The organism is Novosphingobium sp. BL-S-34 (assembly GCF_056857015.1).
In genome coordinates, this window is sequence record NZ_JBXEPV010000003.1 from 610,441 (window position 1) to 623,336 (window position 12,896).

The 12,896-nt window shown below is 65.1% G+C and carries 12 protein-coding genes; 10 read left to right on the forward strand and 2 right to left on the reverse strand.

Annotated elements, in window-relative coordinates; translation table 11 throughout:
* The first annotated feature begins 16 nt into the window (after positions 1-16).
* The 8 genes from AC1VV3_RS25535 to AC1VV3_RS25570 all read left to right on the forward strand — a co-directional run bounded on the left by AC1VV3_RS25535 (position 17) and on the right by AC1VV3_RS25570 (position 8,745).
* Positions 17-1,318, forward strand: coding sequence for a M24 family metallopeptidase (locus AC1VV3_RS25535; RefSeq protein WP_465128481.1), 1,302 nt, complete (start codon positions 17-19; stop codon positions 1,316-1,318).
* Positions 1,315-2,163 carry an LLM class flavin-dependent oxidoreductase gene (locus tag AC1VV3_RS25540; RefSeq protein WP_465128480.1) on the forward strand — a complete coding sequence of 283 codons (849 nt, stop codon included), beginning with the start codon at positions 1,315-1,317 and terminating at the stop codon, positions 2,161-2,163. The genes AC1VV3_RS25535 and AC1VV3_RS25540 overlap by 4 nt, the downstream gene beginning before the upstream one ends.
* Complete coding sequence (locus tag AC1VV3_RS25545; protein WP_465128479.1) at positions 2,163-3,389, forward strand: LLM class flavin-dependent oxidoreductase; 1,227 nt, start codon at positions 2,163-2,165, stop codon at positions 3,387-3,389. Before AC1VV3_RS25540 ends, AC1VV3_RS25545 begins: the two co-directional genes overlap by 1 nt.
* Positions 3,386-4,381, forward strand: coding sequence for an alpha/beta fold hydrolase (locus AC1VV3_RS25550; RefSeq protein WP_482963254.1), 996 nt, complete (start codon positions 3,386-3,388; stop codon positions 4,379-4,381). The genes AC1VV3_RS25545 and AC1VV3_RS25550 overlap by 4 nt, the downstream gene beginning before the upstream one ends.
* A 140-nt stretch (positions 4,382-4,521) precedes the next feature.
* Entirely contained in the window at positions 4,522-5,730 is a 1,209-nt protein-coding gene (locus tag AC1VV3_RS25555; RefSeq protein WP_482963255.1) for an FAD-dependent oxidoreductase, read from the forward strand.
* A gap of 50 nt (positions 5,731-5,780) precedes the next feature.
* Positions 5,781-6,071 carry a DUF1330 domain-containing protein gene (locus AC1VV3_RS25560; RefSeq protein WP_465128476.1) on the forward strand — a complete coding sequence of 97 codons (291 nt, stop codon included), beginning with the start codon at positions 5,781-5,783 and terminating at the stop codon, positions 6,069-6,071.
* Between the two features lie 118 nt (positions 6,072-6,189).
* The gene (locus AC1VV3_RS25565; protein ID WP_465128475.1) at positions 6,190-7,653 is read left to right on the forward strand and encodes an MFS transporter; all 1,464 of its coding nucleotides are present in this window, start codon (positions 6,190-6,192) and stop codon (positions 7,651-7,653) included.
* Positions 7,654-7,683: 30 nt separating this feature from the next.
* Complete coding sequence (locus AC1VV3_RS25570) at positions 7,684-8,745, forward strand: LLM class flavin-dependent oxidoreductase (RefSeq protein WP_465128474.1); 1,062 nt, start codon at positions 7,684-7,686, stop codon at positions 8,743-8,745.
* A 73-nt stretch (positions 8,746-8,818) separates the two neighbouring features.
* Here AC1VV3_RS25570 and AC1VV3_RS25575 read toward each other — a convergent pair whose 3' ends face one another.
* Together AC1VV3_RS25575 and AC1VV3_RS25580 are read right to left on the reverse strand one after the other, a co-directional pair.
* Positions 8,819-9,193: a hypothetical protein gene (locus AC1VV3_RS25575; protein ID WP_465128473.1), complete on the reverse strand. Its 375-nt coding sequence runs from the start codon at positions 9,191-9,193 to the stop codon at positions 8,819-8,821.
* 5 nt (positions 9,194-9,198) lie between these two features.
* Positions 9,199-10,428, reverse strand: a complete 1,230-nt coding sequence (locus tag AC1VV3_RS25580) for a class I SAM-dependent methyltransferase (protein ID WP_465128472.1) — start codon at positions 10,426-10,428, stop codon at positions 9,199-9,201.
* Between the two features lie 191 nt (positions 10,429-10,619).
* On the opposite strand from AC1VV3_RS25580, the gene AC1VV3_RS25585 reads away from it, so the two are divergent.
* Entirely contained in the window at positions 10,620-11,651 is a 1,032-nt protein-coding gene (locus AC1VV3_RS25585; protein WP_465128471.1) for a DUF1838 family protein, read from the forward strand.
* 159 nt (positions 11,652-11,810) lie between these two features.
* Complete coding sequence (locus AC1VV3_RS25590; RefSeq protein ID WP_482963256.1) at positions 11,811-12,866, forward strand: Gfo/Idh/MocA family protein; 1,056 nt, start codon at positions 11,811-11,813, stop codon at positions 12,864-12,866.
* Positions 12,867-12,896: the final 30 nt, after the last annotated feature.

Here is a 12,896-nt window from a genome sequence, read left to right on the forward strand (position 1 = left end):
GTTCATAATCGCCGTCATGGACACATCCTTCCTTCCTGACGACGGCGCGCTTCTGGCGGCGCTCGAGCACGAGGGGCCGATCAATCTGGCCCGTGCGATCGCTGTGATGGAACGACACGATCTGGCGGGCCTGGTGCTGGGCGATCCGGTGAACGTGTTCCACGCGTTGGGGCACTGGCCGCAGATAGGACGGACCCGGCCCGGACAACCTCCGGGGACTTTCGCACTGCTAGCGCGCGAGCGGCCCGGACAATGGGGCCTCGTTACCAGCCGTTTCCTCCATCACTATAGCTGGGCCGATGGACGCTCCCGCAGCGACGTGGCCGTCTGGCTCTACGACGCGCTCGGAGACGCGGGCGACGACACCCCGGCGCAAGTGCCGGACACGTCCGTCCTGCCGCGCCGAACCAGCAGTCCGCTGACTGGCGCTGAGGCTCATCGCGAGGCAATTTCCGCGCGTGAGGCCGGGGCCATGACGGCGCACGGGGATGCCGGGGCGGCTATCGCGGTGGCCATGCGCGGTCTTGGCTTGTGGCAGGGACGGATCGGCTATGACCACGCAGTCATTGCCGAAGTCGCCCTGCGCCGCGAGCATCCCGGCAAACTGGTGCAGGCCGACAATATCCTGCGCGAGATCCGCCTCGTGAAATCGCCCCTGGAGCACGCCTTGATGGCCCGCGCGGCGAAGTCCAATGTCGATGCGCTCAATGCCGTGGGCCGCGCGATCCGTGCCGGTGCCGGCCATGCTGAGTTGCAGGCCCTGTTTCGCATGGAAACCGCCGCGCGAGGCAATACGGCGGTCTTCCTCAATGTCGACCGCGTCTCCTCGGACCTGTCGCGGATCGAGGTAGCAGATGGGCAGACGCTGATGCTTGACGGTGTCAGCCAATACCTTGGTTACCACGGCGATTTCGCCCGCACCGTCTTCGTCGGCGAGCCGACCCGCGCCGCTGCCCGCGCGGCTCAAGCGGCCGCCTTCGGCTGGCAAGCGGTACGTGAGAAGCTGCGGCCGGGCCTGCGCTATTCCGAGATCGCGATGCTGGGCGAAGCGGCCATCCGCAAGGCCGGATACGAGGCTGTCATAGGCTTCGGTCCGCACAGCGTCGGCTTGGCCCATACCGACGAGCCGGGCGAAGTCCACGGCGGTTTCTGGCGCAAGCCGGACATCGTGCTGGAGCCGGGCATGATCCTCTCGGTCGACTGCCCGACGCTGGATATCGGCATCGGCGGCTCGGCCCATTGCGAAGACCTCGTGCGCATTACCGAGACCGGTTGCGAACCCATCCATCCCCTTCATGAACCGGTGATCATCGTATGACCAGACCTTTCATCCTCTCCGCCTCGATCGCCGAGGCCGCCTTCGCCATTCCCGAAAGCGCCGCGCCGATCCTGCGCGCAGCCGAAGCGGCCGGTCTCGACCTGCTGGTCATGGGCCGCTCCGGCGCGCGTCCCTTCGATGCGCAAGTGATGCTGGCATGGGCGGCGCCGCTGACCTCGCGGCTCGGCCTGGTCGCCACGGTTCCAGCGTCGAACGCGCACCCCTTCCACGTTGCCCGGGCGCTTTCAGCCATCGATTTCCTGAGCGCGGGACGCACCGGCTGGTCGGTGGTATCCGAAGGCGCGCCGCAAGGCATGGGCGAGGACATGGTCGCCGCCGCCCGCGCGCTGTGGGATGGTTGGGGCAGCGATACGCTGATCCTCGACAAGGCAAGCGGGCGCTATCTCGATGCGTCGAAAGTCACCGCCTCGAACTACGCAGGCGCGTTCTTTAAGGTGGCCGGTCCCGTCAACGCCATGCGCCCGCCGCTTGGCCATCCGCTGCTGGTGGTGGACGGAGACGCGCCACTCGCCGTAGCCGATGCCGATATCGCGCTGTTTGCCGATGGACAGCCAGTGCCTTCGGCAAGCAAGCGCTTGCTCAAGGTTGCGCCGGATGCCGATCTTGCAGAAACGGTAGCCCGTTTCGAGGCCGGTGAGATCGACGGCCTGCACTTTACCCTTACCCAGGCCCTGTCGCAGCTTCCCCTGATCGGCGCGCGTTTCGGCGCTCTCGTTTCGGCGCGCTTGGCCGAGAGCGGCGACCTGCGTGCGCGGCTTGGCCTGCCAATCCCTTCCACCGCATCCAACCAGCCCGACGGCGCCGTGATCCCGGAGAACGCATGATGGACAAGCAAATTCACCTCTGGGCCTTTCTCCAGGGCATCGGCTTCTTCCCGAGCGGATGGATGCATGAACGCGCGAACCCGGCGGGCGTGTTCTCGATGGACTACTACGCCGGCGTTGCGAAACTAGCCGAACAGGGCATGTTCGACGCGATCGTCTTCGGCGATCAGCTCCAGTCGCGCGGGGCGGGTGGTCGCACGCCGGAGCGCATGGCAATGCCGACGCTCGATCCCGTCAGCCTGCTGACCGCGATGGCGGCGGTGACGAAGCATGTTGGCCTCGTCGCCACGGTTTCAACGACATATAACACCCCGCAAATGCTCGCCGAGCGCTTCGGTACGATGGAGCGTATTTCCGGCGGCCGTGCGGGCTGGAACATCGTCACCACCGCGCATCCCGACACCGCCCCTAATTTCGGCGAAGACGATCTCCCGCCGAAGGATGAACGTTATCGCCACGCCAAGGAAGTCGTCGCCAAGGCCTGCGAACTCTGGTCGGCGATGGACCGCGAAGGGCCGATGCTCCCCCAGGGGCGCCCGGTCCTCGTCCAGGCGGGCCAGTCGCCCGACGGGCGCGATTTCGCGGCGCGCACGGCCGAGGCGATCTTCTGTCCGGCCGCCAATATCGAGGCCGGCGTGGATTTCCGTAGCGACTTGCGCACCCGCATCGCCGCTGTGGGCCGCGATCCCGACGGCGTGCGGATCATGCCGGGCCTGTCCTGCGTACTGGGCGGCACCGAGGAAGAGGCGCGCGCCGCCCATCTCGCCATCCTCGACCTTGCCGACGATGCACTGGCCATCGAATATCTCTCGGAATCGCTGGGCTGCGACCTGACCGCCTTCGATCCTGCCGGCGCGATCCCGGTGGACACGATCCTCGACCGAACGATCCTGCCCAAGGCCGACATCGCCCGCGCCATCACGCCTGCGCAGGAAAAGGGCACCCCGCTCGGCGCTTTCGCGGCCAATTTCATGCGCCATCCGCGCGGTCATAACGTGTTCCTCGGCACGCCCGATCAGATGGCGGACATGATGATCGCCTGGCGCGATGCCGGTGCCTGCGACGGTTTCACCCTTCAGCCCAGCTATATGCCGGGCGGGCTTGAGGACTTCGTGGAACAGGTCGTGCCGCTGCTCCAGCAGCGCGGGCGTCTTCGGACCGAATATCCCGGCAGTACCTTGCGCGAGACGCTGGGCCTGCCCGTACGAGAGCCGGTGGCGGCATGAAAAAGCGCCATATCCTTCTGGGCGCGCTTGGCGCGCTGGTACTGATTGGCGGTGGAAGCGTACTGGCCCTGCGGGCAGGAGCCGGTGAGAGCGACCGGGCGAAACTCGAAAAGCGCTGGGCCGACGGCCCCTCGCGTTTCGTCATCGTGGACGGTGTGCGGGTGCACGTACGCGAGGAAGGCCCGGTGGGAGCGCCGGTCGTGGTCCTGCTTCACGGTTCGATCGTCAACCTCCACGAATGGGACGGCGTCGCCGAGCGGCTCAAGGACAGCTACCGGGTGGTCCGCTTCGACTGGTCGCCTTACGGGCTGACCGGCCCCGATCCTTCGGGCGTCTATTCCACGCCGCGCTCCGCTCAGCTGATGGACGGGCTGATGAAGCAGCTTGGGCATGACAGCTTCGCGGTCGTCGCGACGTCCAACGGATCGAACGTCGCGCTTGAGTACAACCGCGCCTATCCGGGACACGCTACGGCCATGGCGTTCTCGATGCTGCCTCTGGAACGGCCGAGCCAGACCCGCAAGGTCGATCCGCGACTGGCGTGGATGCTCTCGTTCCACAAGGCAGTGCTTCCAAACTGGCGCTCGCACTGGTTCTGGAAGCTGATGCTGGAGGACACCACTCCTCCTGGCTTCGTGCCGACCGATCGCATGGTCGATCAGATTTACGACATGAACAACCTGCCGGGCGCGCTGGGCCGCCAGGCGCAGTACATCCAGGCCAACGTCAAGGCGTTCAAGACTTCGGATGTCGGAGCAGTGGCGGAAACGGTGCGCGTGCCGGTGTTGCTGCAATGGTGCAGCTATGACGACGTGATCTCGCAAGGGGCAAAGGCCTCTGTCGCCCGCTTTACGCATGCGCCCGTCGAACTCATCGAATATCCCGACCTTGGCCATTTCCCGATGTGGGAGAATCCGGAGAAGTTCACTCGCGACCTCAAGCGCTGGCTGGACAAAGTCACGCCTGCTGCCGTTCCGGCCGCGAAGTCCTGAACAGGTCCACCCAAACGTCTCCCTAAACATCGAAGCCCCGATCCAGCTCACCGCGCCTCGGATAGAGTCACGGTCGGCGCCGCAAGCCCGGACGGCAGCTTTTAGGCCTGTCGGCCCCGTTGAATGGAGTTTCATCGCAAATGTCAGTGAAAGATCGTTGCCAGGTAGCGATTGCCGGTGCCGGCCCTGTCGGCACGGTCATGGCGACGTTGCTGGCGCAGCAGGGTATCTCGGTGATCCTGCTCGAAGCCGGACAGGACTGTGCGCAGGATTTGCGTGCTTCGACCTTCCACCCGCCGACGCTCGAAATGCTGGACGATATCGGCATCACACCGATGCTGCTGGAAACCGGCCTCAAGGCTCCGGTGTACCAGTGGCGCGACCGCGCTTCGGGTGAAGTGATCGAATTCGATCTCAGCGAGTTGCACGACGTCACCCGCTATCCCTTCCGCATCCAGTGCGAGCAGTACCACCTTTCCCGTGCGCTGGCCTCGGGGCTGGACAATCATTCCAATGCCGATGTTCGCTTCGGCAATCGCCTGCTTTCGTTCGTGCAGGACGAGAGGGGCGTGGACCTTGCCGTTGAGACGATGATGGGTATCGAGCGCATCCGCGCCGACTTCCTGATCGGCGCGGACGGCGCGAATTCGATCGTGCGCAAGTGGCTCGGCACTCAATTCGACGGGTTCACTTATCCCGAGCGGTTTTTGACCCTTTCGACGGAAACCGACCTCTGCCAGTTCTTTCCCAACCTTTCGCTGGTGAACTACGTTTCCGACCCGCAGGAATGGCTGGTGCTGCTGAAGGTGCCGTCCGTCTGGCGCGTGCTGGTGCCGGTGAACGGCGCGGTGGACGAGGCGGAACTGACTTCCGAAGTCAACAAGACGGCGATCTTCGAGCGTCTCATGGGCGACGGCGCCTCGGTCGTCACGCATCACCGCACGCTTTACCGGGTCCACCAGCGCGTGGCCCAGTCATTCCGCGAGGGCCGCGTCATGCTGGTAGGCGACGCTGCCCATCTCAACAATCCGCTCGGCGGCTTCGGCATGAATTCGGGCATCCACGATGCCTTCAACTTGTTCGAGAAGCTGCTGCCGGTGCTGAAGGGACAGGCGGCGATCGAGCCCAACCTGGCACTCTACGACCGCCAGCGCCGCGAAGTGACGCATAGCTTCACCCAGGCCCAGACCAAGCAGAACATGGCCTTCATCAGCGGTGGTCGCGGATCGGCACACGATGCGCGCCGGCGCGAGTTCCTGGCGATCAAGCAGGACGATGAACGCCGGCGTGCCTACCTCATGCGCCAGGCGATGTTCCAGAGCCTGGAGGACGCGGCTTTGATCCGCTGATCGGCGTGGAACCGGACTTTCCGGTCCGGTTCTCATTTCGGAGACAGAACATGCCTGCCTGGTTCGTCATCACTACGAAAGTCCACGACCGCGAGGCGTTCATGTCGGGCTATTCTCCGGCAGTTGCCCGGCTCGCCGAGGAATGGGGTGCGCGCTATGTGCTGCGCGGACGGAACGGCCGGGTGCTTGAAGGCGAGGGCCATGAGGGCGGCGGTGCGGTCGTCATGGAGTGGCCCGATGCCGTAACCGCCATGGCTTTCTGGGAATCGGCCGAATACGCCGAGGTGAAGAAGCTGCGCGATGGCATTGCCGAGGTCAGCGTGACACTCGTCGAAGGGTGATCCCGCTCGGCTCTCCGCTCTGCGGAGACTGCGCAGAAACGGCGCGGCAGGCGGCTGCCCGCAGGCACCTTCGCAAGGGACGGCATCGACTGGGATGCACGGCAGGAGGGCAGCAGGCTTGACCAGCGAACCAACCGGCGCGGGAACGATTTCGCGCGCCATCGATATTCCACAGACCATCGCTCCGCCTGCCGGTTCCAAGCCATCAGGCTCGAGGACATGGCGCATCCGGTTCGGCTCGCTTATGATCCCGCTGGCACATGCTGCGGGGCAGAACGTCGTCACCGTGCTGGGCCTGCGCTTCATGACCGACAGCCTTGCCATCTCGGCAGGGGCGGCGGGCCTCATCTTCGCGCTGGTCAAGATCTACGACGGTTTCCTCGATCCGGCGGTCGGTGCCTGGAGCGACCGCGCGGTGACGCCCTGGGGGCGCCGCCTGCCGTTCCTCTTCGCGGGTGGCATCGCCATGCCGCTGGGCCTCGCGCTATTGTTCGGGGCGCCGGACATGGGCTCTATCCTGCTAGCGCAAGTCTTCGTCACGCTGGCGCTGGCGATTCACGCCACCGGCTATACCTTGCTGACGATCCCGGGCTTCGCGATGGTGGTGGAAAGCTCGTCCGACCCGCACGAACGTACCCGGCTCATGGCCTGGCGCACGTACGGAAATGCCATCGGCACCTTGATCGGATCGACGCTTCCTGCGTGGCTGCTCGGCCTGACCGGGCCGACGCGCGGCGGGCATCTGCTGCTGGCGATGGTCGTGGGACTAGTGGTCCTGCTGGCAACAGTGGTGGCGGTCCGTCTGCTGCGCGACGCCCCGCGGACACAGGCGCGTGCCGCCACTGGGATCGTGCGTCGCAATCCGCTGGTTGCACTCGGCCGGCAGGTCAGGCTCGCCTGGGACAACCGACCTTTCCGCATTCTGGCCATCGCGCATGTCTTCCTGCTGTTCGGCACCGCGATCGGGTCGGCTGCGCTTGCCTATTTCACCCGTGTCGTGCTCGGGCTGGGCGATGAAGTGCTGGGTACTTACTTCATGATGGCGACCGTGATGATGGTGCTGGGCATGACCGTATGGGTCTGGCTTTCCGGCCGGGTTGGCAAGAAGGCCTGCTACATGGCCTCGCTGGCACTGTTCGGACTGGTGCAATTAAGCTGGCTCGCCGCCGCGCCAGGCGAGAGCATGGTGCTGGTCTCTGCGCGCGGCCTTGTCAGCGGCTTTGCGGGCGGCGGCATGATCCTGTGCGCCTATGCCCTGCTGTCCGATGCCGTGCGCTATGACTACGTGCAGAGCGGCGAGCGGCGGGAGGGCGCGTTCGCGGGCTTCACGACGCTGTTCGACAAGCTCTCCTCCGCCGCGGCGCTGGCTGCGATGGGGGCGTTCCTGGGGGCGATGGACTACGTTCCTTCGAGCAGCGGACAGGCGGCCGTTCAGGGCGAGCGGGCGATTCTGGCAATCATGCTGTGCGAATCCGCGATCCCCGCGGCGGCCATGCTCTGTGCCATGGTCGCCCTGTGTTTCTACCGCCTCGATCCCGCGCAGCTTCAGGCGCTGGAGAACGGGCAGCATTCGCAAGCCTGAACTTCAGGCCCCATTCCGGGAACTCATGCCATGTCACGCAAACCCATCGAACTCGTCGGCCTCGTCTCGCCCTATCGGGGCTGCGAGGCGAGCGTCGAACCCGCCGTTTACGACCCTGCCTTCGTTGCCCAATGCGCGCGCGCCTATGAGGCTGCGGGCTACGACCGGGTACTGATCGGCCAGAACGCAAAGTCGGCCGACAGCCTCGTCACCGCGACGTGGGTGGCGGCGGCGACAAGCCGCCTCAAGCTGATGGTCGCGCATCGTCCCGGTTTCATCGCCCCGACTATGGCCGCACGCGCGTTCGCGACGCTTGATCAATTCTCCGGAGGAAGAGCGGGCGTCCACATCATCACCGCGTTTTCCGACATCGAAACCCGCTGTGACGGCGATTACCACTCCAAGCAGGAGCGCTATAACCGCAGCCGGGAATATGTGCAGGTCATGCGCCGGATATGGGCAGGAGAGCACCCCGTCGATCATGAGGGAGACTGGTATCAGTTCGAACAGGCGGGCAGCGAAGTGCGCCCGGTGAACGGCGGCGTACCGGTGTTCTGGGCCGGAACTTCGGAACTGGGCTTGCGCTACGGCGCCGAACTGGCGGATGTCTACGCGCTCGGGCCGGGCAGTGTGGCGCAAGTCGGCGAACTGGTCGGCAAGATAAAGCGGGAGGCTGACGTCCACGGCCGCGATCCGCGCTTCTCGATGTCGATGCGCCTGGTGGTGGCGGACAGCGACGAGGCGGCATGGGATCGCGCCCGCGACCTGCTGCGCGGCGTCGAGGCGCGGCAGGCCGAGTACGGGGCGCTGGGCCGCGATCTTGGCCGTGCGGCACAGGATGCGGCGGAGCGCGCAGTGGAGGCGGACGATGCCGCGCTGGACCCATGCCTGTGGACCGGGCTCACCAAAGCGACGCAAGGTCGCCTTCAGGTCATGTGCCTTGTCGGATCGCCCGGAACCCTAGTGAGGGCCCTGATGCGCTACCGCGAGGCGGGGATCGACAATTTCCTCGTCACCGGGTTCGATTGGCTGGCCGACACACACCGCGTTGGAACCGAAATCGGCCCGGAACTGCGGCGCCTGGCGGATTGAGGCAGACGGGAGGCACCAAAAAGCCGCCGATGCGTGAGGCACCGGCGGCTTTTTCGTGCCTCCCGACAGCGCCCTACTGCTGCGCGATATCGGCGATGGTCTGGTTATAGGCGGCCTCGGTCTGGGCCTTGGCCGCTTCGTCGGCATCCTTGAGCTGAAGATAGAACAACCGCTGGAGGAAATCCTGGCGGCGCTGCTCACGCTCTTCCAGGGCATCCTGGTCAAACTGGAGCGCCTCGATCCCGGCGGCAAGGTCAAGCCCCGAGGCCTTGGCGACACGCTCGGCGGAATCCAACCGGTCGCGCAGGACGCACATCTCGTTGGCGAGCACCATTATCATCGACATGGCCGCATCCAGACCGGGCGTGTCGTAGAACTGCGGGCGCTTGCCCGTGGCGTGGCGGATGACGTGCGGCCGTTCGGCGGTGGTTTCTTCAGTCATGGTCATGTCGTTCACGCGGCGAGGGCCTTTGCTTCGGGCTTGCGGGCAATGAGAACTTCCCAGCCACCGCCGGGTGCGAATTCGCCGGCAGTGAAGTCACGCTCGGCAACATGCTCGGAGGCTTCCTGGCTGTAGCCCTCGGCGGCGGCCGCGAACTCCATCACGGCCATCGGCGCGGTATCGAAACGCACATCTGCGCGGTCGAACCCTGCCTTCTCGGCCAGCGCGATCTGGTCCATATCGCGCATGGCGCCCCAGAACGGCTCGTTGTTATACCAGGTCTCGTTATCGAGAATGAACTGGGTGAACGGGTCCATGAGGTCGAAGGGAGGAAGGTCCGCGTGGATCATCAACCCGCCTGGAGCGAGCACGCGGTGCGCTTCCTGGAAGATCTTGGGCATGGCCTTGCCGCTGGTCTCGTGCAGCAAGATATGGCTGACCACGAGGTCGAAGTGGCCATCGGGGAAGGTAGTCTGCTCGGCGCTCATCTGCGCGAAGTTGACTTCCTGTCCCATCGCGGCGGCGCGGGCATGGGCATAGCGCACAACTGGCGCGCCGACGTCGATGCCCCAGACTTCGGCCTCGGGGAACAGTTCCTTGTAAGGTAGGGTCGAATGGCCGACCGTACAGCCCATGTCGAGGATGCGGCGGGGCTTGAAATCAGGCCGGTTGCGCTTGAGGTAGTTGACCACCGAGCGGCCCATGTCGTCGTTGTCGGGGCCGGTGTAGCCCATCGCATAGAGGTAGACGCCCCGGTCGTAGAGCGCGCCCACCGAAATGTCCTGCGCGCAGACTTCCGAGCAGTAGCCGCCGGGCATGCAGTGGATGTCGAGTGCGGTGACATAGCGGGGCGGGACGAAATCGTCGGGAATCTGGAGCTTTGCCGGGGTGGATGCGGAAAGTTCCTTCGCCTTTTCGAGCAGTTCGGGAAGTTGGCGGTCCACCGAGCCGTTCACCGATTCCCACAGCAGTTCCTGCGCGATCCGGTTCGCGGCGGCATAGTGCTGGAAGTAGAGGTCGCCCACCATGCCGGTGCGAATGTCGCGCCGGTCGGCAGGAACGCGGCCGTGCTGTTTCTCGAAGGTCTGCGAGACACGGGTCTGAAAGACCGGGCTGAGGCCGGGCAGCAGGCCCGACTGAATGAAGCCCTTGAAGCTTTTGGCGAATTCCTGGCGTGACGCTTCGTCGGCCGTGGCCTTGGGCAAGGCGGCATGCGCCGATTGCTGGAAAGTGTTGAGCATGGGTGCAACTCCGGCTTGATCCTGTGCGCGGGTTTGTTTCTGCGGCGTCTGGGCCTCGATGGCACTCGGGCGCCGCCGGCTATCCGCGTGGCGAACACCGCACCCTAGCGCGATGCCGCTGGCTTTCGAAAGCGCAAAAAACCGATCAGCCGGATCGACCGGGATATTCGAATCCAACAGGGGACCATCGAATGGACGACATGAAGTTCTCCCGCCGCGAAAGCCTTGGGCTTGCGGGGCTCGCGGCCGGCATGGCGGCCGCGCCCTCGCTGGCCCAGGCCGCGGCCGCTCCCAGTGCTGCCACGCCGGCGTTCAAGACCAAAATCGATTTCAAGGACCCTGAGTGGAACCGCGACGTCTACGTCCGCATCGACGCCGACATTGATCCGACCAAGGAAAAGTGCGGCTGGCTGAAAGGCAAGGCCTATGGCGTGCGCCCGAATGAACCGGTGCGACAGCTTTTCGGCGTCGAAGGCTTCAGCTTTACGCGCACCAAGCGCCTCGAGGATGGGTCCTACCGCCGCATGCTGCGCGAGATCGTGTTCTATCGCGATCTGGAAACCGGGGAAATTCTCAAGACCTGGAACAATCCCTATACCGGCGAGACCGTCAAGGTCGTGCCGATCGCAAACGATCCGTTCAACTTCACGATCGGCCAATGGGCGCCGGAGCCCCCGTCCTATGGCGGTCTCAACAAGGATAAACCGGCGCGCAAGCCTTTCCTTCAAGACTGGCAGGAAGGCCCCAACGGCACGCTGATCCTGCGCACCGACATCGACATGCAATATCCCAATGCGCTCGATCCGGCGAAATGGGTGCGCGAATCTTCAGGGCCGATGAACCGCGTGTCCGAGCATTTCATCTATACGGTGAAGCGCGAGGATGTCGAAAATCCGCGCCTCACTCATATTCCGCACATCGGCGCCTGGAGCCGTATCACGCCCTGGCTGCCGTGGATGCTGATGGGCCAGGCAGAAGGCCACGTCGACTACTTCACCCATTTCCAGACCATCGAGGACGGCGTGAAGGGTCTCCCTGCCGATCTCGTGGCGGCCGCCCGTGCGATGGACGAGAAGTGGCTCCATGCCCCGACCGAGGATTACGGCCCCTCGCTGTCGAGCCTCGAAAACTACGCCCGTGAAGAGAAGCCCTCGCCGGTTCCGGCAGGCTGGACGCCGCCCAAGCCGCCACCGGCACCGAAGGCGTTGGTGCGAGGAAGCTAGGCGTTCGCGCAAGACCGTTCTAGCTCGTAAAGCGGCTGGCGGGGATGACCCGCCGGCCGTTTTCTTATCCGACCTTCGGACAGATGCGCGCAACACGTGTCATCGTGGGAGCTGCGGCGGACTCCTGGCGGGATCATCAAAAAACGACGGAACGCGTGCATGACCGACCTGACGAATTCAGCCCGAGACTTCCCCCCGCTGGGGATCGCCGTGATCGGCTGTGGTCGCATTTCCAGCGCACATCTTGCCGCTGTCGCTGCGCTGCCGGGGCAGCTTCGCCTTGTCGCAACCGTGGATGCCGATCTTGCCGCCGCGCAGGTCGCTGCTGCGCCGCTTGGCGCATTGGCGCTCCGCTCTCTGGAGCAGGCTTTGGCATTGCCTGAGGTGGACGCGGTGCTGATCGCCACACCCAACGCACTCCACGCCGAGCAGTCGCTTGCGGCGCTGTGGGCAGGGCGCCATGTCCTCGTCGAGAAGCCCGTGGCCGAAACCGGCGACGAGGCCGCCATGCTGGCGCGCGAGGCCGAGGCGCGGGGGCTGGTGCTGGCGGCCGGGCATACCTTCCGCCATAACGCTGCCGTTCGCCATATCACTGACAACCGCGAGCGCTTCGGCCGCCTGCGCGCAGTGGAAGTGTCTTCCTGCGTGAAGTGGGACGGCCCGCAGGCGCCCTGGTGGGCAGAGCGCAAGCCCGAGGAAGGCTTGATCCTTTCGCTTTTCGCGCCGCATTCGCTCGACTTCGTTCAGCTTGTCATGGGGGACGATGATCCGGTTCGTGTCCATGCCGAGGCTGCGCGTCACCAGTCCAGCTGGCAGGGCGAGGATGAGGCGATGATTCTCATGGCCTATCCTGGCCGCCGCATGGCGAGCGTCCACATTTCTTACAATCAGCCTTCGCTGCTCGATCGCAAGGTGCTCCATTTCGATAAGGGCGTGCTGGAGATCGAGCACGGCGAGATCCTCAGCTGGAACGGGGAGGTGCTCGTGACCCCGCCGGCAGGCGTACTGGTCAATCCGCGCGCGATGGGCGGGCGGGCGCTGGGGCACTATTTCACGGATCAGCTCGTCGAATTCGTGCGGGCCGTGCGCGGGGAGACCCATCGCTGCCCGACCGGGCACGACGCGGCCCGGCTGATAGCGCTGATCGACCGGGTCAAGGCCTCCGCCCGTGCCAATTCGGCGACCGATGCGATCGATCCACCCCCGCCCGCCTGAACGGGGATTGCACAGTCAGCGCCGGTTGTT